Source organism: Aureimonas glaciei, from assembly GCF_014643375.1.
Taxonomy (GTDB): Bacteria; Pseudomonadota; Alphaproteobacteria; order Rhizobiales; family Rhizobiaceae; genus Plantimonas; species Plantimonas glaciei.
The window spans coordinates 465,821-491,639 of record NZ_BMJJ01000001.1; the positions used below are offsets into that span (position 1 = coordinate 465,821).

Annotated in this window: 22 protein-coding genes; 11 read left to right on the forward strand and 11 right to left on the reverse strand. The window is 69.3% G+C overall.

Annotation, left to right across the window (positions count from 1 at the left end; genetic code table 11):
- The first annotated feature begins 448 nt into the window (after positions 1-448).
- From IEX88_RS26750 to cobM, 5 genes are read left to right on the forward strand one after another with little or no spacing between them, the layout of a single operon-like run.
- On the forward strand, positions 449-1,108 hold the full coding sequence (locus tag IEX88_RS26750; RefSeq protein WP_244639813.1) for a precorrin-8X methylmutase: 660 nt from the start codon (positions 449-451) through the stop codon (positions 1,106-1,108).
- Complete coding sequence (gene cbiE, locus IEX88_RS02150; protein ID WP_188848905.1) at positions 1,105-2,403, forward strand: precorrin-6y C5,15-methyltransferase (decarboxylating) subunit CbiE; 1,299 nt, start codon at positions 1,105-1,107, stop codon at positions 2,401-2,403. The genes IEX88_RS26750 and cbiE overlap by 4 nt, the downstream gene beginning before the upstream one ends.
- On the forward strand, positions 2,400-3,158 hold the full coding sequence (gene cobI, locus IEX88_RS02155; RefSeq protein WP_188848906.1) for a precorrin-2 C(20)-methyltransferase: 759 nt from the start codon (positions 2,400-2,402) through the stop codon (positions 3,156-3,158). The genes cbiE and cobI overlap by 4 nt, the downstream gene beginning before the upstream one ends.
- Entirely contained in the window at positions 3,155-5,212 is a 2,058-nt protein-coding gene (gene cobJ, locus IEX88_RS02160) for a precorrin-3B C(17)-methyltransferase (protein ID WP_188848907.1), read from the forward strand. Before cobI ends, cobJ begins: the two co-directional genes overlap by 4 nt.
- Entirely contained in the window at positions 5,209-5,985 is a 777-nt protein-coding gene (gene cobM / locus IEX88_RS02165) for a precorrin-4 C(11)-methyltransferase (RefSeq protein ID WP_188848908.1), read from the forward strand. Before cobJ ends, cobM begins: the two co-directional genes overlap by 4 nt.
- 19 nt (positions 5,986-6,004) lie before the next feature.
- On the opposite strand, the gene IEX88_RS02170 is transcribed toward cobM, so the two are convergent.
- Together IEX88_RS02170 and IEX88_RS02175 are read right to left on the reverse strand one after the other, a co-directional pair.
- Positions 6,005-6,739, reverse strand: a complete 735-nt coding sequence (locus IEX88_RS02170) for a cobalt-precorrin-6A reductase (RefSeq protein ID WP_188848909.1) — start codon at positions 6,737-6,739, stop codon at positions 6,005-6,007.
- On the reverse strand, positions 6,729-7,853 hold the full coding sequence (locus IEX88_RS02175; protein ID WP_188848910.1) for a cobalt-precorrin-5B (C(1))-methyltransferase: 1,125 nt from the start codon (positions 7,851-7,853) through the stop codon (positions 6,729-6,731). The genes IEX88_RS02170 and IEX88_RS02175 overlap by 11 nt, the downstream gene beginning before the upstream one ends.
- A gap of 152 nt (positions 7,854-8,005) precedes the next feature.
- Between IEX88_RS02175 and IEX88_RS02180 the strand changes: the two genes are divergently transcribed.
- Together IEX88_RS02180 and cbiB are read left to right on the forward strand one after the other, a co-directional pair.
- Positions 8,006-9,355: a cobyrinic acid a,c-diamide synthase CobB gene (locus IEX88_RS02180; RefSeq protein ID WP_188848911.1), complete on the forward strand. Its 1,350-nt coding sequence runs from the start codon at positions 8,006-8,008 to the stop codon at positions 9,353-9,355.
- 304 nt (positions 9,356-9,659) lie between these two features.
- Positions 9,660-10,637: an adenosylcobinamide-phosphate synthase CbiB gene (cbiB, locus tag IEX88_RS02185; RefSeq protein WP_188848912.1), complete on the forward strand. Its 978-nt coding sequence runs from the start codon at positions 9,660-9,662 to the stop codon at positions 10,635-10,637.
- Here the strand turns inward: cbiB and cobS are convergent.
- Positions 10,624-11,403, reverse strand: coding sequence for an adenosylcobinamide-GDP ribazoletransferase (gene cobS / locus IEX88_RS02190; RefSeq protein ID WP_188848913.1), 780 nt, complete (start codon positions 11,401-11,403; stop codon positions 10,624-10,626). The genes cbiB and cobS overlap by 14 nt on opposite strands.
- Positions 11,404-11,687: 284 nt before the next feature.
- Here cobS and cobT point away from each other — a divergent pair, with 284 nt between their 5' ends.
- From cobT to IEX88_RS02205, 3 genes are all read left to right on the forward strand, one after another.
- Positions 11,688-12,704 carry a nicotinate-nucleotide--dimethylbenzimidazole phosphoribosyltransferase gene (cobT, locus tag IEX88_RS02195; RefSeq protein WP_188848914.1) on the forward strand — a complete coding sequence of 339 codons (1,017 nt, stop codon included), beginning with the start codon at positions 11,688-11,690 and terminating at the stop codon, positions 12,702-12,704.
- 252 nt (positions 12,705-12,956) lie between these two features.
- Complete coding sequence (locus IEX88_RS02200) at positions 12,957-13,475, forward strand: putative pterin-binding protein (protein ID WP_188848915.1); 519 nt, start codon at positions 12,957-12,959, stop codon at positions 13,473-13,475.
- Entirely contained in the window at positions 13,475-15,415 is a 1,941-nt protein-coding gene (locus IEX88_RS02205; protein WP_188848916.1) for a putative bifunctional diguanylate cyclase/phosphodiesterase, read from the forward strand. Before IEX88_RS02200 ends, IEX88_RS02205 begins: the two co-directional genes overlap by 1 nt.
- Before the next feature lie 158 nt (positions 15,416-15,573).
- Here the strand turns inward: IEX88_RS02205 and IEX88_RS02210 are convergent, their stop codons facing one another.
- Positions 15,574-15,768: a DUF3329 domain-containing protein gene (locus IEX88_RS02210; RefSeq protein ID WP_188848917.1), complete on the reverse strand. Its 195-nt coding sequence runs from the start codon at positions 15,766-15,768 to the stop codon at positions 15,574-15,576.
- Between the two features lie 199 nt (positions 15,769-15,967).
- Positions 15,968-16,849 (reverse strand): LysR family transcriptional regulator, encoded by an 882-nt coding sequence (locus IEX88_RS02215; RefSeq protein WP_188848918.1) that lies wholly within the window; start codon positions 16,847-16,849, stop codon positions 15,968-15,970.
- Between the two features lie 125 nt (positions 16,850-16,974).
- On the opposite strand from IEX88_RS02215, the gene IEX88_RS02220 reads away from it, so the two are divergent.
- Entirely contained in the window at positions 16,975-18,471 is a 1,497-nt protein-coding gene (locus tag IEX88_RS02220; protein ID WP_188848919.1) for a CoA-acylating methylmalonate-semialdehyde dehydrogenase, read from the forward strand.
- Between the two features lie 254 nt (positions 18,472-18,725).
- Here IEX88_RS02220 and IEX88_RS27020 read toward each other — a convergent pair whose 3' ends face one another.
- The 6 genes from IEX88_RS27020 to IEX88_RS02250 all read right to left on the reverse strand — a co-directional run bounded on the left by IEX88_RS27020 (position 18,726) and on the right by IEX88_RS02250 (position 25,595).
- Complete coding sequence (locus tag IEX88_RS27020) at positions 18,726-18,848, reverse strand: MFS transporter small subunit (protein ID WP_274604568.1); 123 nt, start codon at positions 18,846-18,848, stop codon at positions 18,726-18,728.
- A gap of 11 nt (positions 18,849-18,859) precedes the next feature.
- Positions 18,860-20,341, reverse strand: coding sequence for an L-lactate MFS transporter (locus IEX88_RS02230; protein WP_373289531.1), 1,482 nt, complete (start codon positions 20,339-20,341; stop codon positions 18,860-18,862).
- A 126-nt stretch (positions 20,342-20,467) separates the two neighbouring features.
- On the reverse strand, positions 20,468-21,682 hold the full coding sequence (locus IEX88_RS02235; RefSeq protein WP_373289532.1) for an OpgC family protein: 1,215 nt from the start codon (positions 21,680-21,682) through the stop codon (positions 20,468-20,470).
- Between the two features lie 26 nt (positions 21,683-21,708).
- Positions 21,709-23,508 (reverse strand): glucans biosynthesis glucosyltransferase MdoH, encoded by a 1,800-nt coding sequence (mdoH, locus tag IEX88_RS02240; RefSeq protein ID WP_188848922.1) that lies wholly within the window; start codon positions 23,506-23,508, stop codon positions 21,709-21,711.
- A 144-nt stretch (positions 23,509-23,652) separates the two neighbouring features.
- The gene (locus tag IEX88_RS02245; RefSeq protein ID WP_188848923.1) at positions 23,653-24,036 is read right to left on the reverse strand and encodes a hypothetical protein; all 384 of its coding nucleotides are present in this window, start codon (positions 24,034-24,036) and stop codon (positions 23,653-23,655) included.
- The gene (locus IEX88_RS02250) at positions 24,036-25,595 is read right to left on the reverse strand and encodes an OpgD/OpgG family glucan biosynthesis protein (RefSeq protein WP_244639766.1); all 1,560 of its coding nucleotides are present in this window, start codon (positions 25,593-25,595) and stop codon (positions 24,036-24,038) included. The genes IEX88_RS02245 and IEX88_RS02250 overlap by 1 nt, the downstream gene beginning before the upstream one ends.
- Positions 25,596-25,819: the final 224 nt, after the last annotated feature.

A 25,819-nucleotide genomic window follows, 5' to 3' on the forward strand; every position in this document is an offset into this window, starting at 1 on the left:
GACCGCCCTACCGGAAAAGCGCCTCTGCGAGGAGCGGCTGCCGCGGGCCCAGCCGGTGTGGAAACTCGCCTTCGCCGGCAGCGTCGGCAGCCAGTCGCTGCTCGGCTTCTCGCGCCTCGAGGCGCTGCGCCGCGACGAGACGCTGGCCGGCAAGATCAAGGTCTGGCCGTTCGAGACCGGCTTTGCCGACGATCTCTCCGCGCCTTGCGTCCTCGCCGAGATCTATCCCGCGCTGTTCCCGGTGATGCTCGGCGACCGCACCTGCCTCGACCAGGCGCAGGTCGAGACGCTGGCGGAGGGCTTTGCCACCGCCGATGCGGAAGGCACGCTCGGCACGTTCCTCGCCGGCCCTGAAGACCTGACGCCCGACGAGCGCGAGACCGTTTTGACGGAAGAGGGCTGGATCCTCGGCCTCGGCGGCCCGCAGGCGCCATCGCCGGAACTGCCGATGCCGGCCGTCGCCCGGCTGCCCGGCCTCGATTATCTCCGCGATCCCGCCGCCATCTATGCCGCGAGCTTTGCCGCCATCCAGGCCGAGGCGGACTTTTCCGGCGTCGCCAAGGAGGCGCGAGATCTCGCCATAAGGCTGATCCACGCCTGCGGCATGACCGATCTGGTGGCCGACCTCGTCGTCTCGCCCGGCGCCGTCGCCGCCGGCCGGCGCGCTCTCCAGCACGGGGCAAAAATCCTCTGCGATGCGGAGATGGTGTCGCACGGCATCATCCGCCGCAATTTGCCGGCGGCAAGCGAGATCATCTGCCGGCTGAACGATCCTTCCGTCGCGCCGCTCGCCGAGCGGCAGCGCACGACCCGCTCGGCCGCCCAGGTCGATCTCTGGGACGGCGATCTGCGCGGCGCGGTGGTGGCCATCGGCAATGCGCCGACGGCGCTGTTCCGCCTGCTGGAGCGGATCGATGCGGGCGCGCCGAAACCGGCGCTGATCATCGGCATGCCCGTCGGCTTCGTCGGCGCGGCCGAATCCAAGGCCGAACTCGTCCGCGATTCCCGCGGCATTCCCTTCATCACCGCCACCGGACGACGCGGCGGCAGCGCGCTCGCCGCCGCTGCCGTCAATGCCGTGGCGGCGGGTCTCGGCACCGGATCATGACGGGGCCGCGCCTGACGGTGATCGGCATCGGCGACGGCGGCCTCGCCACGCTGACGCCCGAGGCGCGCGCGGCGCTGGATGCGGCGGAGGTGGTCTTTGGCGGGGCGCGGCATCTGGCCATGCTGGCGGAACGCGATGACGCAGCGTCTGTTGGCTCAGCCGTTTCGGCCCGCGCGACAGGTCGCTCTGCGACCGACGCCCAGCGCCATGTCGCCTGGAAAAGCCCGTTCCGCGATTCGCTCGCCGACATCGCGGCGGCCCGATCGCAGCGCGTGGCGGTGCTCGCCAGCGGCGATCCCTTCTGGTTTGGCGTCGCCGGCACGCTGTCTGCCGTCTATGGGCCGGACGAGATGCGGGTGCTGCCCGCGCCCTCGTCTTTCCAGCTCGCCGCCGCCCGCCTCGGCTGGCCCGTCGAAAGCGTGGAATGCCTGACCGTGCATGGCCGGCCGCTGGCCGCCGTCCAGCCGGCCATCCAGCCAGGGGCGCGGCTGCTCGTGCTGTCGGAAGGGGCCGCGACGCCGGCGGCGCTGGCGGCGCTGCTGGTTGGGCGCGGCTTTGCCGAAAGCCGGATCACCGTGCTCGAGCATCTCGGTGGCGCGGCCGAGCGCGTTCGCGCGACGATCGCCCAAAACTTCGATCTCCCGAACATTGCCGCGCTCAACCTCGTCGCCGTCGACTGCATCGCCGCACCGGACGCGGCGTTGCTGCCCACGGTCGCCGGCCTGCCGGACGAGGCTTTCGTCCATGACGGCAAGATGACCAAGCGTGTCGCCCGGGCGCTCGCCATCGCCGCGCTCGCGCCCTTTCCCGGCGCCGTGCTCTGGGATGTCGGCGCCGGCAGCGGCTCGGTCGCGGTCGAGTTCATGCGCGCCGCGCGCGGCGCCCGCGCCGTCGCCTTCGAGCCGCTGGCGGAGCGCCGCGCGCTGATCGCCGCCAATGCCGAGGCGCTGGGAACGCCGGGGATCACGATCGTCGAAGGCCGTGCTCCGGAAAGTTTGGCTGCCGTTTTGGGCGCGCCGGATGCTGTCTTCATCGGCGGCGGCCTGTCGGAGGACGTGTTCGCGCCGGCGCTCGCCCGGCTGAAGCCCGGCGGCCGCCTCGTCGCCCATGCCGTGACGCTGGAATCGGAACGCCTGCTCATCGACCTGCACGCCACGCATGGCGGCGAGCTGCTCCGGCTCTCGGTCGACCGGGCGGAACCGGTCGGCCCGTTTCGTGGCTGGCGGCCGGCCATGCCCGTGCTGCACTTCGCCATGGCAAAACCCCATGCCAAGTCGCTCGGAGACGCGCCATGACCGGCACGCTCTACGGCCTGGGCGTCGGCCCCGGCGATCCCGAGCTGATCACGCTGAAAGCCCTTCGCATCCTGCAAAGCGCGCCGGTGATCGCGTACCCCGCGCCCGATACCGGGCCGAGCTTTGCCCGGGCGATCGTCGACGGCCATCTGCCCGGCGGGCAGGAGGAGATCGCCATCGTCATCCCGATGCGCGTCGAGCGCTTTCCCGGCCAGGCGATCTACGACGCCGCGGCGGAGACGATCGCCGCGCGGCTGGAGGCCGGTCAGGACGTCGCCGTGCTCTGCGAGGGCGACCCCTTCTTCTACGGCTCCTTCATGTATCTGTTCGAGCGCCTGGCAGGCCGCTATCCCGCGGAAATCGTCCCCGGCATCGCCTCGGTCACGGCTGCCGCCGCCGCGCTCGGCCGGCCGCTCGCCGCCCGCAACGACGTGCTGACGATCATTCCGGGCCCCCTCGACGACGCTGCCATCGTCGCGCGGATCGCAGGCGCCGAAGGATTCGCCATCATGAAGCTCGGCCGGCATTTCGCGCGGGTGCGGGCGCTGCTGGAAAGCCTGGGGCTGACGGAAGCCTGCGCCTATTGCGAGCGCGTCTCGCTGCCCGAGCAGCGCATCCTGCCTTTGGCCGCGGCCGGCGGCGAGGCGCCGTATTTTTCGATGATCCTCGGCTATCGCGGCGCGGAGGCGGCGATCCGCGGCCGGTCGGGCGCGAGCCTCTCGGTCGCCGTCCCCCTTCCGGAGAGCCTTGCATGACCCCGGCGATCGTCATTCTCTCGAGCGCTGCTCTGCCGCTGGCCGAGCGCATCCGCCAGGCGCTGGGCGGCGAGATCCATGGCGCGGCCGCGCGGATCGCCGCGGCAGACGTGCGGTTTGCCGAGGCCGGAACGCATCTGCGCGCGCTCTTTGCCGAGGGCCGGCCGATCGTCGCGGTGATGGCGGCGGGCGCGGTGATCCGCCTGCTGGGGCCGGTGCTCGCCGACAAGGCCGCCGAACCGCCGGTGCTCGCCGTCGCCGATGACGGCTCGGTCGTGGTGCCGCTGCTCGGCGGCCATCACGGCGCCAATGATCTGGCCCGGCAGCTGGCGGCCACGCTCGGCGCGGTCGCGGCGGTGACGACGGCGGGCGACCTGCGCTTCGGCGTCGCCCTCGACGCGCCGCCGACCGGCTGGCGCCTCGATCCCGCCTGCGACGCCAAGGCGGCCATGGCCGAACTCGTCGCCGGCGCCCCGGCGCGGCTCTGCGGCACAGCCGCCTGGCTGGAGGCCTCGCGCCTGCCTCTGGCCACGTCGGATGCAGGTGGCGGGTCGGCTGCCGGCGATGATTTCTCGGCCAGCGCCGTGACGCTGACTGTGACCGAAACCGCGCGGGCGCCCGAAACTCTCGAACTCCTCTACCGCCCGGCGACGCTGGCGCTCGGGATCGGCGCCGAGCGCCACGCGCCGGCCGAGGAGGCGATCGCGCTGGCCGAAAGCGTGCTGGTTAAGGCCGGCGTTTCGCCGCTCTCGCTCGCCGGCATCTTCTCGCTCGACCTCAAGGCCGACGAGCCGGCGGTGCACGCCGTGGCCACCCATTTCGGCGTGCCCGCCCGCTTCTTTGACGCCGTCCGTCTGGAGGCGGAAGCGCCGCGGCTGAAGAACCCGTCCGACGTCGTCTTCGCCGAGACCGGCTGCCACGGCGTCGCCGAAGGCGCGGCGCTGGCGGCTGCCGGCCCGGGCGGCGACCTGATCGTCGCCAAGCACAAAAGCGCGCGGACCACCGCCGCGCTGGCGCGCGCGCCGGCGCCGATCGACATGCCAAGCACCGGCACCGCGCGCGGAACGCTCTATGTCGTCGGCATCGGGCCGGGCGGGGTGGAGTGGCGCTCGCCGGAGGTCAGTCGCATGGTGGCTGATGCCACCGACCTCGTCGGCTATTCGCTCTATCTCGACCTGCTGGGACCGCTCGCCGAAGGCAAGGCGCGGCACGATTTCGACCTCGGCGCCGAGGAAAAGCGGGTGCGGCACGCGATGGAGCTCGCTGGCGAGGGAAAAACCGTCGCCCTCGTCTGCTCCGGCGACGCCGGCATCTACGCCATGGCGACGCTGGTCTTCGAGCTCCTCGACACAAAAGGCGTCGGCCCGGCCGCGCGGCGCATCGAGATCGCCGTCTCGCCGGGCATTTCCGCCCTCCAGGCCGCCGCCGCCCGCGCCGGCGCGCCGCTCGGCCACGATTTCTGCACCATCTCGCTCTCCGACCTCCTGACGCCCTGGGCCGACATCCAGCGCCGCGTCCAGGCGGCGGCGGAAGGCGACTTCGTCATCGCCTTCTACAACCCGGTGTCGAAACGCCGCCGCACCCAGCTCGCCTTTGCCCGCGACCGCCTGCTCGAACACCGCCCATCCGACACGCCGGTGATCCTCGCCACCAATCTCGGCCGTCCGGGCGAGACGGTGCGCATCGTGCCGCTCGCTGCGCTCGACATCGACGACGTCGACATGCTGACCGTGGTGATCGTCGGCTCGTCCGAGACGCGCGTCGTTACCACCGGCGACGGGCGCCGCTGGGCCTTCACGCCGCGGGGGTATTCGGGCAAGGCGGGGACGGGGATGCGATCGCCTGGCGATGCTGCGATCTCCCCCCTTGAGGGGGAGATGCCTGGCAAGGCAGAGGGGGGTGGCCCCGGCGCTGACGTTTCCAGGATCGAGCAGTCCAAAACCTCAAGCCTAGCCGTCCCGGCCTCACCCCCCTCTGTCCTGCCGGACATCTCCCCCTCAAGGGGGGAGATCGGCCAGGCAGAAGCCGCCGCGATACGAAGGGCTTTGCCATGACCGTCCACTTCATCGGCGCCGGCCCCGGCGCGCCCGATCTCATCACCGTGCGGGGCTTGCGCCTCATCGAGTCCTGTCCGGTCTGCCTCTATGCCGGGTCGCTGGTGCCAGAGGCGGTGGTCGCCGCTGCGCCGGCGGGCGCGCTGGTGCGTGATACCGCGCCGATGACGCTGGACGAGATCATCGCTGAGATGGCGGCGGCGAACGAAAAAGGTCTCGACGTCGCGCGGGTGCATTCGGGCGACCCCTCGCTCTATGGCGCGACGGCCGAGCAGATGCGGCGGCTAAAGGCGCTCGGCATCCCCTATGACGTGACGCCGGGTGTGCCCGCCTTCGCCGCCGCCGCCGCGGCGCTGGCGACCGAGCTGACCGTGCCGGAACTCTGCCAGACCGTGATCCTCACCCGCACGGCGATGAAATCGTCCTCCATGCCCGTCGGCGAGGAGCTGTCGACGCTCGGGCAGAGCGGCGCGACGCTCGCCATCCACCTGTCGATCCGCAACATCCCGCACATCCAGCGCGAGCTGGAGCCGCTGGAAAAATACGGGCCGGACTGCCCGGCCATCATCGCCTATCGCGTCGGCTGGCCGGACGAGGCCTTCATTCACGGCACGCTTGCCGACATCCATGCGAAGGCGCGGGCGGCCAAGCTGACGCGCACGGCGCTGATCTTCGTCGGCCGGGCGCTGGGCGCGACCGACTTCATCGATTCCAAACTCTACGATGCCGCGCAGGTCCACCTTCTCCGACCGAAGCGGAAGGCCGGGGCGTGAGGCGCGACGCCGCGGGGCGCTACGCCACGAGCCAGTCCATCACCGCCGCGACATCCCCCGCGGTCGGTGGCGCGGGCGCTGCGGCGCGCGCGATCATCACCACGGGCAGGCCGAGTTTTCGCGCCGCTTCGACCTTGGCATACGAGGCGGCCCCGCCCGAGTTGCGGCAGACGAGATGGGTGATGCCGAGCCGGGCGAGAAGGGCGGCTTCCGCATGCCAGTCCGGATCCGGCTTGCCGAGGATCACTTCGGCCGGGAAGGGCAGGGCGTCCGGCGCGTCGACCATCCGCAGCACGGGCGAGAGGTCCGTCCGCGCGGCGAAGGGCGCCAGATGCTGCCGTCCAAGGGCGAGGAACGGCCGCGCGCCTTCGGGAAGCGCGTCGCGCGCGGCGCCGAGGCAGTCGGCGGCGATCCAGTGGTCGCCCTCGACCGGCTCCCAGGCCGGGCGCACGAGCGCGATCCGCGGCACGCCCGTCAGCGCGGCGGCTTTTTCGGCGTTCCGCGACATGCCGACGGCAAAGGGATGCGTCGCGTCGACGAGCCGCGTGACCCTTTGCGCGCAGACATATTCCGCCAGCCCCATCGCGCCGCCAAAACCGCCGATGCGGCTTTCCCCGGACGAAAGCGCCGGAAACTTCGTCCGGCCGGCGAGCGAGACGATCAGTCGCTCGCCGGGCCGCTCCTCGGCGATGCGCCGGGCGAGCGCCGACGCTTCAGCGGTGCCGCCGAGGATCAAAATGGTTTCAGCCGGCACGGGCGATCACCCCGCCGGTCCGGTCGACGACGATGATCTCGGCAGCGATGTCGGCGCCGCGCAGGGTCGTGCTGACCGTGGCGAGCGCTGCCCGGGCGACCGCGCCGGCCAGATCGATGCCGCCGGCAACACAGAGATCGAGCACGGCCTTGGCCGTGTTGGCGCCGAGGATCGCCGGTTCAAGCGCCTCCGCACGCTCCGGGGCAATTTCCGCGACGAGGCCGTGCAGATAGGCGAAGTCGACCTGGCTGCGGCCGGAATGGAGGTCGAGCGAGCCGGCGGCGAGCTTTGTCAGCTTGGCGAATCCGCCGGCGATGGTCACCTGGGGCACCGGGTGGACGCGCAGATATTTCAAAAGGCCGCCGGCAAAGTCGCCCATGTCGAGGAAGGCGATCTCCGGCAGCTCCGGGTAGAGCGCCCGCGCGGCATCCTCGCTGCTCGAGCCGGTGGCGCCGACGACACGGCCGAGCCCGGCGCCGCGCGCGACGTCGATGCCGCGGTGGATCGAGTGGATCCAGGCCGCGCAGGAAAAGGGATGGACGATCCCCGTTGTGCCGAGGATCGACAGGCCGCCGACGATGCCGAGCCGCGGGTTCCAGGTCTTTTGCGCCAACGCCTCGCCGCCGGTCACGCCGATCTCGATCTCGACATCGGCGGCACGGCCATGCGCCGCGCACAGCGCCTCGACCACAGCGCGCATCATCGCGCGGGGTACGGGATTGATCGCCGGCTCGCCGGGCGAGATCGGCAGGCCGATCAGGGTCACCATCCCGACGCCTTTTCCCGCCTGGAAACGAATTCCCGAATCCGGCTTACCAAATCGGACCGTGGCGACGATTTCGGCGAGATGGGTGACATCGGGATCGTCGCCGGCGTCCTTGATGATCGAGGCCATGGCGACACCGTGGGCCAGACTTTGGCGGGCGAGGGCGAAGGCCGGCGTCTCGCCCTTGGGCAGGGCGATCTCGACGGGATCGGGAAAGTCGCCGGTCAGCAGCGCCGTCAGCGCCGCCTTCGTCGCCGCGGTGGCGCAGGCCCCCGTCGTCCAGCCGCGCCGCAGCACCGGCACGGGCGCGGCGCTGTCATCGGTCGTCGGGCGGCGGTCGGGCTCCATGTCCTGTCTATAGGCCGGCGCGGGGCGGGGCGAAAGCAGGGGGGGCTTCGGGCCGAGCGGCGGCTTTCCGGGCGAGCCGGGCAGTCCGGGGCGGGATGCCCGACGGCCAACCGGGCCTGTCCGTCCGTCCGAGACAGTCTGCGGAGGCGCCCATGCCCGGCCTTCTGATCGCCGCGCCGTCTTCCGGCGCCGGCAAGACCAGCGTGACGCTCGGCCTGCTCCGCGCCTTTCGCCGTGCCCGCATCGCCATGGCCTCGGCCAAGGCCGGGCCGGACTATATCGATCCGGCCTTTCATGCGGCCGCCGGCGGTCGGCCCTGCGTCAATCTCGACCCGTGGGCGATGCGGCCGGACCTTCTGTCCGTCCTGGCGGCCGAAGCGCTCTGGCCCACCGAGGCGGGGCATTCCGCTGCCGAGGGGCTCGTCGTAGAAGGCATGATGGGTCTCTTCGACGGCGCCGCCGATGGCACCGGCGCTTCCGCCGATCTCGCGGCGACGCTCGGGCTTTCCGTCGTGCTGGTGGTCGACTGCGCGAAACAGTCGCATTCCGCCGCCGCCTTGGTGCGCGGCTTTCGCGACCACCGTGCCGACGTGGCCCTGGCCGGCGTCGTCCTCAACCGCGTCGGCAGCCCCCGGCATGCCGCCATGCTGGTTCAGGCGATCGCGCCGCTCGGCGTGCCGGTCCTCGGCGTCCTGCCTGCCGACCCCGGTCTCGGCCTGCCCGAACGCCATCTCGGCCTCGTCCAGGCGATGGAACACGCCGATCTCGAAGGCTTCCTCGAGCGCGCCGCCGACTGGGTGTCCTCCGGCCTCGATCTGGCGGCTCTTCGCGCGCTGGCCCGCCGAGGCCCCGGCAACGGTCCTGACGGAAGCGACGGCGCCGCGACGCGACAACCGTCCGCATTGGCGGTGCCGCGGCTGGCGCCGCTTGGCCAGCGCATCGCCGTCGCCCGCGACACCGCCTTCGCCTTCGCCTATCCGCATCTCCTCGGCGGCTGGCGCCGAGCGGGCGCCTCGCTGTCCTTCTTCTCGCCGCTCGCCGACGAGGCGCCCGACCCTGATGCCGACGCCGTCTATCTGCCCGGCGGCTATCCCGAACTGCATGCGGGGCGGCTGGCGGTGGCCAGGCGCTTTGCCGAGGGAATGCGCGCCGCGGCCAGTCGCGGTGCCGCGATCTATGGCGAGTGCGGCGGCTACATGATGCTGGGCGATTCGATCGAGGACGCGGACGGCATTCGCCATGCCATGCTCGGCCTGCTGCCGCTGTCGACGAGTTTTGCCACGCGCCGCCGCCATCTCGGCTATCGCCGGGTGGCGATGTCGGGCTTTCCCTGGGACGGGGCGCTCGCGGCGCATGAATTCCACTATGCTAGCATCGTCCACGAGGGCGCGGCAGAACCGCTGCTGCGCGCCAGCGACGCCGCGGGCACGGATCTCGGCCCGAGAGGGCTCCGGATCGGGCGCGTCGGCGGCTCGTTCCTGCACGTGATCGACCGGGCATGAGGAAGGGCCCGACTCCACCGACGTTCCGATCTCCCCCCTTGAGGGGGAGATGGCCGGCAGGCCAGAGGGGGGTGTGCGGGCGCGGCGTCGCGAGCGCAGCTTCTGAAACGCTGCCGCCCTCAGTCTTCAGCAGACAAGAGAGCAGCGACGACGGACGCGGAAGCTTTGGCAGACGCCGGCGCTTTACCCCCCTGTGCCCTGCCGGGCATCTCCCCCTCAAGGGGAGAGATCGGCAGGCTGACGGGCGTCGTCAGTCGTCACCGACGCGATGCGCTGACCGCTTCAGCGGCCGGAAGATCATGCCATGACCGCGCATTTCCTCGCCCTTCTCCTCGGCACGCTGCTCGACCGCATCGTCGGCGATCCCGACTGGCTCTGGCGGCGCTGGCCGCATCCGGTGGTGTGGATAGGCCAGGTGATCGGCTGGATGGACCGGCGGTTCAACCGCGAAGACCTCTCCTTCGCCGCGCAGCGGCGCAACGGCGTCGTCGCCGTGATCGCGCTGCTGGCTGCGGCCATCGCGCTCGGGGCGGGGCTGCATGCGTTGTTGGCCCGCCTCGGCTGGGTGGGGATCGGGCTCGAAGCCGTCGTCGTCGGCATCTTCCTGGCACAGAAGAGCATGGCCGAGCATGTCCGGCGGGTGGCCGAGGCGCTCTCCTCCGGCGGGCTCGCCGAAGGGCGGCGCGCCGTGTCGATGATCGTCGGGCGCGATCCCGACCAGTTGGACGAGGCCGGCGTCTGCCGCGCGGCGATCGAGAGTCTCGCCGAAAACGCGTCGGACGGCATCGTCGCGCCCTGGCTGTTCTATCTCGTCTTCGGCCTGCCAGGGCTCCTCGCCTACAAGGTGCTGAACACGGCCGATTCGATGATCGGCCATATGAGCGAGCGCCACCGCGCCTTTGGCTGGGCCGCGGCACGGCTCGACGATCTGGCCAATCTCCTGCCGGCGCGGCTGAACGCCCTCGCCTTCGCCGCGCTCGCCCCGACGCTGCCGGGCTCGCGGGGTTTCGCCCATGCGTGGGCCGTCGCCCGGCGCGATGCCGGGCTGCACCGCTCGCCCAATGCCGGATGGCCGGAAGCGTCCGCCGCCGCCGCGCTCGGCCTCGCTTTGGGCGGCCCGCGCCGCTACGGCACCCTCATCGTCGACGCGCCGCTGCTGCATCCCGAAGGACGGCTGCAGGCGACGGCCGCCGACATCGACCGCGCGATCGTGCTGCTGCGCCGGCTGTCCAACCTCCTGATCGCCGCGGCGCTGCTCCTCTTCGTCCTCAGCCTGCGCTGAGGGCGAGCGCGAAGCCGAAGAGGCCGGCGATCTCGGTCAGCTGCTGCGCGGCACCGAGGCAGTCGCCGGTCTGGCCGCCGAGCCGGCGGATCAGGAATTTGCGAAACTGGCCGAGGACGAGGAGGCCCAGGAGCAGCGGCAGCACCGCGCCGGCGGGGCCCGCGGCGACGGCGCCACCGACGACGAGGAGGGCGGCGCCGAGACCGGCCGCGACCCGGCCGGTACGCGCCGCCGGCTGTCCCACCCGCGCGGCGATGCCGCTCTCGCTGGCGCTGGGTAGGCTCGACCAGAGCCATGCCATGGCGCCGCGGCTGGCCGCAGCGACGGCGAGAAAAGCGAGCGCCGCGTGGCCCGCATTCCCGGCAGCGAGGTCGGCCAGCAGCGAGACGCGCAAGAGCAGCGACAGGACCAGCGCCAGCGCGCCATAGGCGCCGATCCGGCTGTCCTTCATGATGGCCAGCGCCCGGTCTTTCGGATGATGCCCGCCGAGGCCGTCGGCGACGTCGCCGAGCCCGTCCTCGTGCAGCCCGCCGGTGACGGCGACGAGCAGCGCGACCGCCAGGATCGCGGTGGTCGCCGGCGACAGGCCGAGCGCATCGAGGGCGACGACCAGGCAGGCCGAGGGCAGGGCCGCGACGAGGCCGGCAAGCGGAAAGGCATGGGCGTCGCGCCCGAGCGGATGCTCGCCGGAAAAGGCGCGCGACACCGGCGGCAGCCGGGTGAGGAAGGCGAGGGAGCGAAGCGTGGCGGCGAGGATGTCGGGCATCAGTCGTGATAGCCCGGCGCGCCGTCGCCCGCCAAGCCCGGCGCGCCGTCGCCCGCCAAGCCCGGCGCGAACGGCCCGGCCGGGTGCCGGCCGCCTTGCGGTCGTCCCGCAGAGCCCTCCTGCCGCGCCCTGTGGACATTGGGCCATCGCCGTCCCGGAACGATCGCTTGCGGCAAGCACGGCGCGATGATCGGGCAGCGCACCTTACCTGTACAGCGGCGGATCGGCGCTTTACAGCAGGCGCCTGTCCGCCATTCCCGGCTCTCCCGGGCGAAAGAGTGATCATGTCCGCCACCGGCCTTCCCTTCGACGACATCCGCGCCCTCGTCCGGCAGATGCCGGGGCCCGACGTCGCCGCCGTGCGCGCCAAGCGCGAGCGCGAGGCGCAACTCACCAAGCCTGCCGGCTCGCTCGGCCGGCTCGAGGAAATTTCCGAATGGCTGGCCGCCTGGCAGGGGCGCGTTCCCGCCGTGACGCGGCCGCTGGTGGCGATCTTCGCCGGCAATCACGGCGTGGCCGCCAAGGGCGTCTCGGCCTTTCCGCCGGAGGTGACGGCGCAGATGGTCACGAACTTCGCCGCCGGCGGGGCGGCGATCAACCAGATCTGCGCCGCCTACGATCTCGGCCTGAAGATCTTCGACCTGGCATTGGAAGTGCCGACGGACGATTTTTCGGAAGGGCCGGCGATGGACGAGCGCACCTGTGCCGCCACCATGGCCTTCGGCATGGAATGCCTGATGGGCGAGCCCGATCTTCTGTGCATCGGCGAAATGGGCATCGGCAACACGACCGTCGCTGCGGCGATCTTTGCGGCCTTGTTCAAGGGCGAGACGGCCGACTGGGTCGGTCCCGGCACCGGCCATGGCCCAGAGGGCATCGCGCTGAAGACGCGGGTGATCGAGCAGGGGCTGGTGCTGCACGCCGCTCATCTCGGTGACCCCCTGGAAGTGCTGCGCCGGCTCGGCGGGCGCGAGATCGCGGCGATGGCCGGGGCGATCCTCGCCGCGCGCCTGCAGCGCGTGCCTGTCATCGTCGACGGCTATGTCGCCACTGCCGCTGCCGCCATCCTCTGGTCGATCGACGCGCGCGCGCTCGACCACTGTTTGTTCGGCCACGTCTCGGCCGAGCCCGGCCATCTCGCGGCGCTGGAGGCGATGGACAAGGTCCCTCTGCTCGCCCTCGGCATGCGGCTCGGCGAAGGCACCGGCGCGGCGCTGGCCGCCGGCATCGTCAAGGCTGCAGCCGCCTGCCATTCGGACATGGCGACCTTCGCGATGGCAGGAGTTACCGCCCGCGATTAAGCCAGTCAGTCACGCTAGTGCCCATTACTGATACAACCATAGCGATATTACCGATGCTCAGTGAGCCACTATGAATAATGGCAAGATTTGGGCAAGTCCACCTGCAGGTGGTCAGCAATGCCCGCTGGCAAAGCAGGATCGACTGCTTCGGCAGCCGAGCCGCTATTCATCGACCTCGCAGCAATTCAAACACTCTTTCTTCAGAATAATGACGCTAAGTTGAGCTGGCGATCAACGGAGGAGCGTATCCCCATGGCCAGCAGTATTTCCCGACGGCGCCTTCTGTCGCTGGCTGCCGGCGTGCTCGTCATCCCGCCTGTCGCCTCAGTGGCCGCGCTTGCCGCGTCCCCGGGAGCGCCGCTGCTGCGCGTCGGCGGCCGCATCACCCGTCCCACCGAGGGCACGGAGGCGGTGTTCGATCGGGAGGGGCTCGAGGCTCTGGGCACGGAGAGTTTCGCGACGTCGACCCCCTGGACCGAGGGCGTCTCGATGTGGGAAGGCGTGCCGCTGGCCGTTCTGATGGAGGCCGTGGGCGCGTCGGGGACGACGATCCGTGCCACGGCCCTCAACGACTACGTCGCCGACGTGCCGATGAAGGGCCTGCGCGAAGAGGGCGCCATCCTGGCCATGCGCCGCGATGGGAAACCGATGCCGATCAGCAACAAGGGGCCTCTGTTCATTCTCTATCCCTTCGACGGCCATCCCAAGCTCCAGCAGCAATCGGTCTTCATGCGGTGTGCCTGGCAGATCGCGCGGCTCGACATCCTTTGATGGAACCGCTGCGGGCGCCACGGCACAGGGCGCAACGCGAATACCGGTGGGAACTGCCGCTCCTGGTGACGACGGCCGCCCTCGGTCTGGCGGCCGCGGCGATGCTCTTCTTCAGTACCCAGTACATGAAGGGCATCTCCATGTCGGCGGAGAACAACGTCATCTATGAGGTGATGACGACGTCTCCGGAACTGACCCGGCTGCAGGCGACGATCGCCGCCCGCTTCCTGCCGGGAAGCGACGTCACCGACGCGGAAGTGGCCCTGCGCTTTGCCATCATCGAGAACCGGATGGAGGTGCTCGGCACGGAAACCTCGCGCCGCCTGCGCCAGGACAGCGCGGAAGCGACGGAGTTGATCGAGCGCATGCGCAGCGCCGTCGCCTCGGTGGCACCGCGGATGCAGGATCTGCAGAGCGCGGCAGACGCGGTCGAAGTGCTCAGGGTCTTCCAGCCGCTGAACGTCCAGGCGACGCGGCTCGCGGCCCTCACCACATCGTCCGCGGCGACGCGGATCGCAGCCAGCGAGCAGAAGCTCATCGACATCTACTGGCTCTTGCTGGCCGAGATCCTCGGGCTTCTGGCCTGCGGCATCGTCCTCATCGTCCTGTTGAAGCGCACCCGCCGCAAGGCGCAGGACAGCGCCGCCATCGACTTTCTGACCGGTCTGCCGAACCGGCTGCACTTCAGCACCGCGCTGGCGGCCGAGTTCGACAAGGACGAGCCGAACGACACGCTGACCGTCGTCATGCTGGATCTCGACCTGTTCAAGAACGTCAACGACACGCTCGGCCATGCGGCCGGCGACCGTCTTCTGCGCCTGGTGGCCGAAAGGCTTTCGCCGCTTCTGTCGGACGCGCAGCTGTTTGCGCGCCTCAGCGGCGACGAGTTCGCCGCCATCTTCCGCTCACCGCACGCCCAGGCCCTCGCCCAGGTCGCGGCGCGGCAGATCCGCTACGCCTTCGGCACGCCTTTCGACATCGCCGGGACGCTCGTCAACTGTTCGGTCAGCATCGGGATCGCCGTGTGCGGCCCAGGAGACGATACGCCGGAAGACCTTCTGAAAAACGCCGACCTGGCTCTCTATGCGGTGAAGGACGATCGTCGGGGCGACATCCGCCTCTACGAGCCCGCCCTGAAGGTGGCCTACCTCGCCCGGCAGACCCTGTCGAAGGACCTCGAATCGGCGCTCGACAACGACGAGTTCGAGATGCACTTCCAGCCCGTCGTCTCGTTGACGACCGGGCTCACCCGCAGTTTCGAGGGGCTGATCCGCTGGCGCCACCCGCTGCGGGGCATGGTCTCTCCGGCCGATTTCATCCCGGCCGCCGAGGAGACGGGCCTGATCCTGCCGATCGGCCGCTGGGTGATCGGCCAGGCCTGCTCGGTCGCCCGGGCCTGGCCCGAAGCCGTCGGGATCGGCGTCAACCTGTCGGCCCGCCAGTTCGTCGATCCGCAGCTCGGTCCTTCGATCGTCGAGGCCCTCACCCTTTCCGGCCTCGAACCGAGCCGGCTGACCCTGGAAATCACCGAGACGGCGCTGATCCAGAACGATCACTCGGTTCTCGGCACGCTGAACGCCCTGCGCGACATCGGGGTGAAAATCTCGCTGGACGATTTCGGCACCGGCTATGCTTCGCTCAGCTATCTCACCCGCTTTCCCTTCGACACGATCAAGATCGACCAGTCCTTCGTCCGGGGATCGCTGGAGCACAAGAACAGCGAGACCATCGTCAAGGCCATCTGTGATCTGGCCGCCAGGCTCGGCATGTCGACCGTCGCCGAAGGCATCGAGACCGAGGCGCAGCGGGCCATGGTCCGCGCGGCCGGCTGTGCCGACGGCCAGGGCTACCTGTTCGCCCGCCCTATGCCCGCGGCAGAGGCGCTGGCGTGGCTGAAGGCGGAAACGCTGCCCGAGGCGCTTCGGGCGTCGGACCGCTAGAGGGCTCGGCTCGTCGGCCTGTGACGGGACAGACTTGCCCCGGATCCTCGCGCCCACCGTGCCTGTCTTCGCAGCGTCGGTCCCGGACCGGGCGATCCGGGCCTGCGCGCCCTTCGCTACACTGCTTCAGCTCGTCGCGGCGGGTCCGCGCGGCCGCGTCAGCCGTCGCGCGGCTGTTTGGGATAGGTGATGAAGAAGGTCCAGATCGAATAGGCGAAGACGCCGAGGGACAGGATCGCCCAGAGCTGTTCGCCGTGCCACAGCTCCACCGCGCTCCAGACGCCGGTGACGACGAGGATGGCGATGCGGCGCCAGAGCGGCCGGAAGAAGGGGTGGTCCTGGTTGCTGGTCATCCGCGTGCCTCTGTCTGGGAAAGATCTGGTCCGGCCGGTGGGGCGGCGTTGCCCCCGGATAGGCGCAACCGGCCCGGGGGTAAACCCGGCACCGTCTCGCTGGCGGTGCCCGGCGACCGGTGTCTGCCTCGGCCACGCCGCCAGGGCAAACGAACGGCGGATCACGCCCTTCCTTCCCCGTCGGACGGCGGTGCGCCCCTCACAGAAAGATCTCGCGCTCGGCCTCGACGAGGTCCCGGATCGCCGCGGCGACGGCGGCGATCCGCGGCAGGCCGCGGGCGCTTTCGTGATAGACCAGCCAGTAGGCACGGCGGATCTCCCGCGCCGGCAGCACGCGCTCCAGTTCCGGTCGTCGCGCCGCGATGAAGCGGTGCAGGATGCCGATGCCGGCCCCCGCCGCCACCGCCTCGGTCTGGCCGAGCGCCGAGGAGATCTCGATCCGGCTCGGCCGGTCGCCCAAGATCTCCGCGGCATAGTCGAGCGAGGGGCTGTAGAGGAGGTCGTCGACATGGCCGACCAGCCGGTGGCCGCCGAGGTCCGCCATGTCCACGGGCCGACCATGCGCATCGAGATAGGCCGAGCTGGCATAAAGGCCGAGCGCATAGTCGACGAGCTTCTGCGCCACCAGCCGCCCTTGCTCCGGGCGCTCGACGGTGATGGCGATGTCCGCCTCGCGCCGCGACAGCGAGAAGGCGCGCGGCACCGGAACGAGCTGGATGGTGAGGCCGGGATGGCGCGCGGCGACGAGGCCGAGCCGCGGCGCCAGGAAGGCGGTGCCGAACCCGTCCGGCGCGCCGATCCGCACCGTGCCGGAAAGGCCGGCGCCCTCGCCGCCGAGCGCTGAACGGGCGCCCTGCATCTCGGCCTCCATCCGCTCCGCCGCGAGGAGGAACCCGGCGCCGTCCGGGGTCAACGTGCAGCCACTCGGCCGGCGGTCGAGAAGTTTTGTCTTCAAGGCCGTCTCCAGCTGGTCGAGACGGCGTCCGACGGTCGCGTGGTTGAGCCCGAGACGTCGCGCGGCGCCGAGGATCTGGCCGGCGCGGGCGACGGCGAGGAAGAGGCGGACATCGTCCCAATTCACGAAAATCACTTTCGAAGCGAGAGAGGACGTCAATTCTCGCACAATGGATGCGCGCGCGCCCGCCTTGATTTCGTCCAGGCTTGGCCGACAGTGCAGCCCAGCGAAAATCAAAACGGGAGAGAGACATGGACGAGATCGGACATTTCATCGACGGCGCGCGCGTGGCGGGGACGACGAGCCGTACCGCCGACATCTTCAACCCGGCAACCGGCCAGGTAACGGCAAAACTCTCGCTGGCCGACGCGGCGCAGCTGCAGAGCGCGGTGGATGCCGCCAAGGCGGCGCAGCCGGCCTGGGCCGCGACCAATCCGCAGCGCCGCGCCCGCATCTTCATGAAGTTCGTGGCGCTCTTGAACGACAACATGCAGGAACTGGCCGAGATGCTGTCGGCTGAGCACGGCAAGACCATCGAGGATTCCAAGGGCGACATCGTCCGGGGTCTCGAAGTCTGCGAGTTCGTCATCGGCATCCCGCACCTGATGAAGAGCGAGTTCACGGAAGGCGCCGGTCCCGGCATCGACATGTACTCGATCCGTCAGCCGGTCGGCATCGGCGCCGGCATCACGCCGTTCAACTTTCCCGCGATGATCCCGATGTGGATGTTTGCCCCGGCGATTGCCTGCGGCAACGCCTTCATCCTGAAGCCGTCGGAGCGCGACCCCTCGGTGCCGATGCGCCTCGCCGAACTGATGATGGAGGCCGGATTGCCGAAGGGCATCCTCCAGGTCGTCAACGGCGACAAGGAGACGGTCGACAACCTCCTGCAGCACCCGGACATCTCGGCCGTCAGCTTCGTCGGCTCGACCCCGATCGCGGCCTATGTCTATGCCGAGGCGACGAAGCACGGCAAGCGCGCCCAGACGTTTGGCGGCGCCAAGAACCACATGATCATCATGCCCGACGCCGATCTCGACCAGGCCGTCGACGCGCTGATCGGCGCGGGCTACGGCTCGGCCGGCGAGCGCTGCATGGCGATCTCGGTGGCGGTGCCGGTCGGCGCGGAGACCGCCGACGCGCTGATCGCCAAGCTCATCCCGAAGGTCGAATCGCTGAAGATCGGCCCGGCCACGGACCTCTCCGCCGACTACGGCCCTGTGGTCACCAAGGCGGCGCAGCAGAAAATCCTCGGCCTGATCGAACAGGGCGTCGCGGAAGGCGCCGAGCTGAAGGTCGACGGCCGCGGCTTCTCCATGCAGGGCTATGAGGACGGTTTCTTCGTCGGCTCCTGCCTGTTCGACCACGTCACGCCCGACATGGAGATCTACAAGCAGGAGATCTTTGGCCCGGTCCTGTCGGTCGTGCGGGCGAAAAACTACGAGGAGGCGCTCGACCTGCCGATGAAGCATGAATACGGCAATGGCGTCGCCATCTACACCCGCGACGGCGACGCCGCGCGCGACTTCGCCAGCCGCATCAACATCGGCATGATCGGCATCAACGTGCCAATCCCGACGCCGCTCGCCTACCATTCCTTCGGCGGCTGGAAGCGCTCCTCCTTCGGCGACCTCAACCAGCACGGGCCGGACTCGATCAAGTTCTGGACGCGCGTGAAGACGGTGACCAGCCGCTGGCCCTCGGGCATCAAGGCCGGCGCCGAGTTCTCGATGCCGGTGATGAAGTAAGGCAAAAGCCTCTTCCGAATTGCAAAAAGGGCGCCCGCGAGGGTGCCCTTTTTTATGGTCGATGCCGCCGACGCTGCTTTCTTCTCCCCTCCGGGGAGAAGGTCGCGGCAGCGGGAAGAGGGGGTCCAGGGAACGCGGCGGTTGCAACCGAAGCAGTGCTGATTGCGCTTGCCCTGACCCGGCGTTCCCCTCATCCGGCCGCTGCGCGGCCACCTTCTCCCCGGTGGGGAGAAGAATGGCGCTTCGTTCTGCTTTCAGCCGAACAGCGCCATGGCGCTCTGCAGGGTCATATAGACGCCCCAGACCAGCGGGATGCCGACGAAACCCCAGGCGAGGGCGAGCTTGACCGGGTGGGTGGTGATGGCTTCGTTCTGCATGTCGGTGCTCCTCATGCCGGCTGCGGCGACGGGGTGACGGCGATGTGGTGGCGCTCGTTCACCGGCCGCATCATCAGGTTCAGCACGAAGCCGACGGCCAGAAGCCCGGCCATGATGTACATGGTCACCGTATAGGCGTCGGCCTTGGCGACGCCGGAATCGATCTGGTACTGGCGGATGTAGTTCACCAGCACCGGGCCGAGGACGCCGGCGACCGACCAGGCGGTGAGCAGCCGGCCGTGGATGGCGCCGACATATTGCGTGCCGAAGACATCCTTCAGATAGGCCGGGATGGTGGCGAAGCCGCCGCCATACATCGACAGGATGACGGCATAGGCCGCGACGAACAGGGCGACGGAGCCCATCTGCCCGGCCGTCGGCACGAAGGCGTAGAGGGCGATGCCGAGCACGAAGAAGATCAGGTAGGTCGTCTTGCGGCCGATATAGTCCGAGGTCGAGGCCCAGAAGAACCGCCCCAGCATGTTGAACAGGCTGAGCAGGCCGACGAAGCCGGCGGCCGCCGCCGCGGTGATGCCGCCGGTCGTCAGGCCATCGGGGCCGACGACGGCCGGGAACATCTCCTGGATCATCGCCGAGGCCTGGCCGAGCACGCCGATGCCGGCGGTCACGTTCAGGCAGAGGACGCCCCAGAGAAGCCAGAACTGCCGCGTCTTCAGCGCTTCGTCGACATGCACGTTGGCGGTGGTGACCATGGCCGAGGAGCGCGTCGGCGCGACGTAGCCGGCCGGCACCCAGCCCGCCCGCGGCACGCGCACGATGATGGCGCCGACGGTCATGAAGACGAAATAGACCACGCCGAGGACGAAGAAGGTCTCGGCGACGCCGATATGCGTCTCGGTGGAGAAGTGGTTCATCAAGAAGACGGACAGTGGCGAGGCGATGAAGGCGCCACCGCCAAAGCCCATGATCGCCATGCCGGTGGCCATGCCGGGCCGGTCCGGGAACCAGGTCATCAGCGTCTTCACCGGCGAGATGTAGCCGAGGCCGAGGCCGCAGCCGCCGAGCACGCCGTAGCCGAGATAGACCAGCCAGAGCTGGTGCCAGGCGACGCCGACGCCGGCGACGATGAAGCCGCCGCCGAAGAAGGCCGCGGCGGCGAGCATGGTCTTGCGCGGTCCCGCCCGCTCGACCCAGGCGCCGCCAAAGGCGGCGGAGAGGCCGAGGAAGACGATGGCGAGCGAGAAGATCCAGCCGAGGCTGGTCAGCTTCCAGTCGTCAGGAACCGATTCCGTCGCCTTGATGATCGCCGGGATGGGCTGGCCGGCGAGGGCCGGATCGGCGGTCTGGATGGCGACGAGCTTGCTCATCGGCAGGTTGAACACCGAGAACGCATAGGCCTGGCCGATGCACAGATGCACGCAGAGCGCCGCCGGCGGCACCATCCAGCGGTTGAAGCCGGGTTCTGCGACGGTGCGGGAGCGGGAAAGCCAGCCGCCTCCATCGGTCGATGGAGCGTGGTGCGGTGTTGCCAATGGAAATGTCCCCTTACGATTGCGGCGGGACGATTCCAGCTTCCACCGGCCAACACAATCGGCTGAGGCGGTTATCCCTCGGCAAACTGAAAGTGCGACGCGCGGGGGGAAGCTCAGGCGGCAGGATTACCGGCGGGAGGCCGCCTGCGCGGGCGCCAGACCGTGTCCGGAGACCCGGGATGCCGGCTGGCCGGCCGGGCGCGAAGCGCCGGGCTGCGGCTTGGCGGCGGGACGCGACGCCAGGCGCCACCAGTCGAGATAGCGGGCGAGCGCGAACTGGAGGGCGAGGCCGAGGCCGATCAACGCGGTGTCGAACGGCAGCGAGGCGTCCCGGTCGAGCCGGACGACCTGGCAGGCCAGCGCCAGGAGCGTGCCGCAGGCGAAGATCGGCAGGGAATGCCGGCCGAGCATGGCGAGCGGATTGCCTTTCGACACCTGGCTGAGGGGCGAGGTGCTGGGCGCATAGGCGAAGACGTAGACGAGGGCCAGGACATGCAAGAGCCGCGGCAGCGTGACATAGGTCTTGTCGAACTCGCCGATCAGGAAGGGCAGGCCGAGCGACCGCTCGAAGCCCCAGACATCGAGGCGGATGATCAGGAACGCGAACAGGAGATAGAGCAGCGCCGCGCCGTAGAGCCAGGGATTGGCGGCCACGGCATAGCCGCGCTGCCATTTGGCGAGGCCGCAATAGAGGCCGATCGCGAACAGCACCTGCCAGGCCAGCGGGTTGAAGAACCAGCCGCCCTCATTGGGATAGATCGGCAGATCGAGGCGCAGGACGCCGGTGACGATCCAGCCGAGGACGGAGACGGCGAGCATCGCATTGCGTCCGAACACGCCGGCGATCCACAGCATCAGCGGCAGCATCAGGAGGATCACCGCATACATCGGCAGGATGTTGACGTAGCCGATCTGCAGGCCGAGCGTGACGATGGCCAGGAGCGCCTCGACCGGATGCGACATCAGCATCTCGATCCCGAGTTGCTGCATCAGGTCGCCGCGGCCGAAGGCCAGGCTCGCCCAGGCGAACAGCCCGATCGCCAGCATGGTGACGAGGATGTGGATGATATAGAGAAGCCCCGCTCGGCGGACCGAGCGGAGGCTGGCCATGAGCCGGTCGCCGCCGAGAAACGGTCTGCCATAGGCATAGGCGGAGGCGAATCCGGCCAGGAACACGAACAGTTCCGCCGCGTCCGAAAAGCCGAAATTGCGGCCGGTGAAATTCTCCCACAGCGTTCCCGGCACGTGGTTGACGAAGATCGTCACCAGCGCGATGCCGCGGTAGAAGTCGACGCGGTGATCGCGTCCCGTCGCCGGGATGGGGTTCGTCTGCAAGGTCATCGGCTCAGCGCAATAGGGATGCGAAATCAGGCCGTCGGAACTGCCAGCCCATGACCATGGCTGGGCGTCGTGTCGGAACCATGGCCGGGCAGGATCGCCTCCAGGCGCTTGCGCCATGTCTCGGAAGCTTTGATCACCGGTTCCGGGGCGAGTTCGAAGGGCGTCGCGAAGAGACCGAGGCGCCGGGCCGCATCGCCGAGCTGGGGATTGCCGGAAAGGCTGATGAGAACCGGCGACAACATCAGCGGAACGGCGATCGGGCAGACCCAGAGGAAGAGGCTGGGGGAATAGAAGAAGGTCGAGCCGAGCAGCGCCGTGCCGGTGATGACCATGTACCAGCTCGCCTGGAAGGCCTCCGACAGGGGCAGGCTGCCGTCCTCGCGTTCGGTCGCCGGCCAGCCGCTGTCGGCGCCGACCAGGATTTCGCCGACGGCCTTGGACTGGAACATCATCATGATCGGGGCGAGGATGCTGGTCATGGCCAGTTCCGCCGTCGCGCCGGCCAGCACCTTCAGGGCGCCGCCGAAGGAACGGCGGCGGTAGCCGAAAGCGGTGGAGAAGGCGATCAGCGTCTTCGGCAGGAGCAGCAGCAGGAAGATGCCGAGCAGGAGCAGCAGCGCCTTGCCGGTCTCGGGCGTCGGAAACACCGGAAACAGCGAATCGGCCGGAAAATAGTTCGGCTCCGCGGCGATGATCGGGTCGAGCAGGCTGACGATCAGGAACATCAGCCAGATCGGCGAGGCGACATAGGCCATGATGCCACAGACCAGCGCGATGCGGCTCCACAGGTTCAGCTGCGGCGCGGCGATCAGGCGGCCGTGCTGCAGATTGCCCTGGCACCAGCGGCGGTCGCGCTTGGCATATTCGAGGAGGTTCGAGGGGGCCTCCTCATAGGAGCCCTCCAGATCGGGATCGAGACGGACGCGGTATCCGCCACGCGCCAGGAGAGCGGCCTCGACGAAATCGTGGCTGAGGATGTGGCCGCCGAAAGGCGCCACGCCCGGCAGGCTCGGCAGGCCGCAGCAGGCGGCGAAGGCGCGCACGCGGATAATGGCGTTGTGGCCCCAGAACGGGCCCTCGCGACCCTGCAAAGCGGCGATGCCGCGCGAAAACACCGGCGAGTAGAGCGCCGCGGAGAACTGCAGCGCGCGGCCGAAGAGGGTGCGCCGGCCGATGATCAGCGGCTGGGTCTGCAACAGGCCGAGCTCGGGGTCGGCATCCATGCGGGCGACCATGGCGAGGATGGTCTGCGGCCGCATCAGGCTGTCGGCATCCAGCACGAGCATGTAGTCGTAGGCACCGCCGCTGGTGGTGACGAAATCGCCGACATTGCCGGCCTTGCGGCCGACGTTCTTCGTCCGGTTGCGATAATAGAGCTGGCCCGCCACTTCGAGCTCGGCCGCCAGCACGAAGGTGGCGCGCCGCTCGGCCTCGACGAATTCCGCCTTGGTCGAATCGCTGAGGACATGGAAGTCGAAGCCGTCGAAACGCCCGATCGACCTGAGGCCTTCGATCATCGCGGCGATGCGCGCGAAGACGGCCTGAGGGTCCTCGTTATAGACGGGGACGAGAATCGCCGTCCGGGAAGGACTGACGGGCAGGAGCTGGATCGGACGGGGCTTCTCCCCGCGGCCGGCCAGAATGCCGGTGACGGCGGTGTTGAATCCCCAGGCCAGCCACAGGCAGCAGATCGTCAGTAGGCTGACCTGAAGCACCTGCAGGCGGCTGGTGCCGCTCGCGGTGACGATCAGCGCGAACAGGGCGCCGGCGAGCAGCGCCAGCAGCACGGCCGTCAGGGCGAAAACGAGGCGACGAAGCGCGATCAATCAGTAGTCCACCCAATGAAACCGCGAAGAAGCGGTCCACGCCGCCTCGGCCGTTTGGCGATGTTCATAGCGAAATAGCAGGCTTCGACAAGACGCCCAGACCGCGCAGCAAAGTGCCCAGGCGGCAAATTGAATCGATTCGTATCACTGGCCGAAGGAAACAAAACGGCTCCAGACGGAGGTGCCTTGGCGCTGCTCGGACTTCTCCGGCGTGCTGCGCAGGATCGCCTGGATGGGCATCGACAACGGCACGCGGGGCGAAGGCAGGACGAGCCGGCGCAAGAACGCCAGCGCGACCGGACGTCCCTCGAGGGCCGCCTTCAGGACCCCAGCGGCGTGCCGGGGATCCCGGCCCTCGAAGGTGAGCCTTTCGGTTATCGCGGCCAGAACCTCGTCATTGCCCAGATCGGGGCGGCGGACCAGCATGCCGGCGCCGCGCGCGCTAGCCTTCCTGACCGGCGGAACGGTCCGGGACATCGGCATCGCTGGGGCTACCTGGGGGGCAGCAATCGCAATGGTGTCGCTCATCATACTGTACCTGTCCACTGATAGAGCCATGTTTCACTGACAATGCGTTGCAGCATGGAAAGTTTCGCCCGAAGTTCCGTGGGGGCAGAATTCGTCTTTTCCAGTTCCATCGCCAGCCGCCAGCCGCCGTCCGGAAGTCGCTCGAGACTGCTGTGGATCAGCCGCGCATTGTCCGGCACCTCGATGATGGTATCGAGGGCGGCATCGGCGGGAAGATTGGCAATCGTCCCGCCGACGAAGTTGATGGCAAAGCGCCGCGAGGTCGCCGGCGTGTCGTCGGCCGGATTGCCGCCGACGCCGGCATAGGTCCCCTCGACACGGGCCAGCCCGTCGGGCCACTGGGCCGACTGGCCCCAGCGCATCCGGTAGCGGAATTCATACTGGCTTCCCGCCTCGGGCTTCATCTCCGGCACCCAGAAGGCGACGATGTTGTCGTTGGTTTCCGATCGCGTCGGGATCTCGACCAGCTCGATCATGCCGTTGCCCCAGTCGCCGAGCGGCTCGATCATCAGGGAAGGCCGGAGCTCGAATCGCGACTCGACGTCCTGATAGTGCGAGAAGTCGCGATCGCGCTGCAGCAGGCCGAAGGCGGCCGGCGACGTCTCCTGGAAATAGGAAAGCGCCAGTTCCTGGGGATTGCGCAGGGGCCGCCACAGGCGCTCGCCGCTCTTGCGGTGGATGGCCAGACCATCATTGTCGTGCACTTCCGGCCGGAAATCGTCGCGCCCGCGGCGGTCGTTCTCGCCATAGGTGAACATCGAGGTCAGCGGCGCGACGCCGAGGCGCTCGACGGCGTTACGGAAATAAAGCCGCGCCGTCACGTCGATCAGCGTCTGCGGACCCGGCGTGATGGTGAAGGAATAGGCGCCGGCAAGGCTCGGGCTGTCGAGCTCGGCAAAGAGGCGAACGCTGTTGCTGCCCGGCGTCGGGCGCACGACGTAGAAGGTCGTGAAGCGCGGGAATTCCTCGGTCGCCGAGGTCGCCGTGTTGACCGCCAGGCCCCGCGCCGACAAGCCGTAGCGATTGCCGGCGCCGAGCGCGCGGAAATAGCTGGCGCCGAGGAAGGTGACGAGTTCGTCGAAGACGTCCGGTCGCTCCAGCGGATAGTGCAGGCGGAATCCCGCCACGCCGGGAAGGTCGATCCCCTGGAAGACGGTCGGGTCGAGCGGGGCGCGGTATTCGAAGTCGGCGCCGGTGAAGCCCTTCAGCTCGAACCGCTTGCCGTCGCCGATGAAGACCCGCGTCGTGTCGCGCACGATGCCACCGGGATAGAAGGCCTGCAGCTGGAAATTGCTGGGGTCGCCGAGCCACAAAGCGTGATCGGGGCGATAGCGGATCGCCCGGTATTCGTCATAGCTGAGATTGGCGAGGGCCTCGGGCAGCTGCGTGGCGGGTTCCACATAGGGCGCTTCGGCGCGTGTCCGCATCATCCGCGAGAACGTCTCGAAATCGAAGTTCTCGACGACGTTCGGGGAGCTCGGCGGCGGCGGCTCGACCGGGGGAGCCGGTGCCGCGGGGGGCGTCTGGGCGGCGGCAGGCCCGGCGCAGGCCAGGGCCACGGCCGCGACACCGAGTTTGAGAGCAGCGCGTCGGGTATGCAAAAGTCTTCGATCCACGTCTTTTGTTCTTCACGTTGTGCGTCTGCTCACTGTCTTAGCATATGCACAATTCTGGGCACTGCATAGCAAGCGTCAGGCGAAATGTGTGACTCCGGCCGCCTGTATTGGCCGAGCCTGATGACCAAAGCCTTGACGGCCGACGAGGCGCCCGGTGGCAGGCGATC

What these genes read in the sequence shown, in the direction of transcription:
- IEX88_RS02175 (WP_188848910.1), bottom strand. Translation starts at nt 7,853, where the DNA reads ATGGAGCCCGACCGCCGCCCGACGACCGATGACAGCGCCGCGCCCGTG.
- IEX88_RS26750 (WP_244639813.1), top strand. Translation starts at nt 449, where the DNA reads ATGCCGGCCGTCGCCCGGCTGCCCGGCCTCGATTATCTCCGCGATCCC.
- cobJ (WP_188848907.1), top strand. Translation starts at nt 3,155, where the DNA reads ATGACCCCGGCGATCGTCATTCTCTCGAGCGCTGCTCTGCCGCTGGCC.
- cbiB (WP_188848912.1), top strand. Translation starts at nt 9,660, where the DNA reads ATGACCGCGCATTTCCTCGCCCTTCTCCTCGGCACGCTGCTCGACCGC.
- cbiE (WP_188848905.1), top strand. Translation starts at nt 1,105, where the DNA reads ATGACGGGGCCGCGCCTGACGGTGATCGGCATCGGCGACGGCGGCCTC.
- IEX88_RS02200 (WP_188848915.1), top strand. Translation starts at nt 12,957, where the DNA reads ATGGCCAGCAGTATTTCCCGACGGCGCCTTCTGTCGCTGGCTGCCGGC.
- cobI (WP_188848906.1), top strand. Translation starts at nt 2,400, where the DNA reads ATGACCGGCACGCTCTACGGCCTGGGCGTCGGCCCCGGCGATCCCGAG.
- cobM (WP_188848908.1), top strand. Translation starts at nt 5,209, where the DNA reads ATGACCGTCCACTTCATCGGCGCCGGCCCCGGCGCGCCCGATCTCATC.
- IEX88_RS27020 (WP_274604568.1), bottom strand. Translation starts at nt 18,848, where the DNA reads ATGCAGAACGAAGCCATCACCACCCACCCGGTCAAGCTCGCCCTCGCC.
- IEX88_RS02220 (WP_188848919.1), top strand. Translation starts at nt 16,975, where the DNA reads ATGGACGAGATCGGACATTTCATCGACGGCGCGCGCGTGGCGGGGACG.
- IEX88_RS02205 (WP_188848916.1), top strand. Translation starts at nt 13,475, where the DNA reads ATGGAACCGCTGCGGGCGCCACGGCACAGGGCGCAACGCGAATACCGG.
- IEX88_RS02180 (WP_188848911.1), top strand. Translation starts at nt 8,006, where the DNA reads ATGCCCGGCCTTCTGATCGCCGCGCCGTCTTCCGGCGCCGGCAAGACC.
- cobS (WP_188848913.1), bottom strand. Translation starts at nt 11,403, where the DNA reads ATGCCCGACATCCTCGCCGCCACGCTTCGCTCCCTCGCCTTCCTCACC.
- cobT (WP_188848914.1), top strand. Translation starts at nt 11,688, where the DNA reads ATGTCCGCCACCGGCCTTCCCTTCGACGACATCCGCGCCCTCGTCCGG.
- IEX88_RS02245 (WP_188848923.1), bottom strand. Translation starts at nt 24,036, where the DNA reads ATGAGCGACACCATTGCGATTGCTGCCCCCCAGGTAGCCCCAGCGATG.
- IEX88_RS02210 (WP_188848917.1), bottom strand. Translation starts at nt 15,768, where the DNA reads ATGACCAGCAACCAGGACCACCCCTTCTTCCGGCCGCTCTGGCGCCGC.
- IEX88_RS02235 (WP_373289532.1), bottom strand. Translation starts at nt 21,682, where the DNA reads ATGACCTTGCAGACGAACCCCATCCCGGCGACGGGACGCGATCACCGC.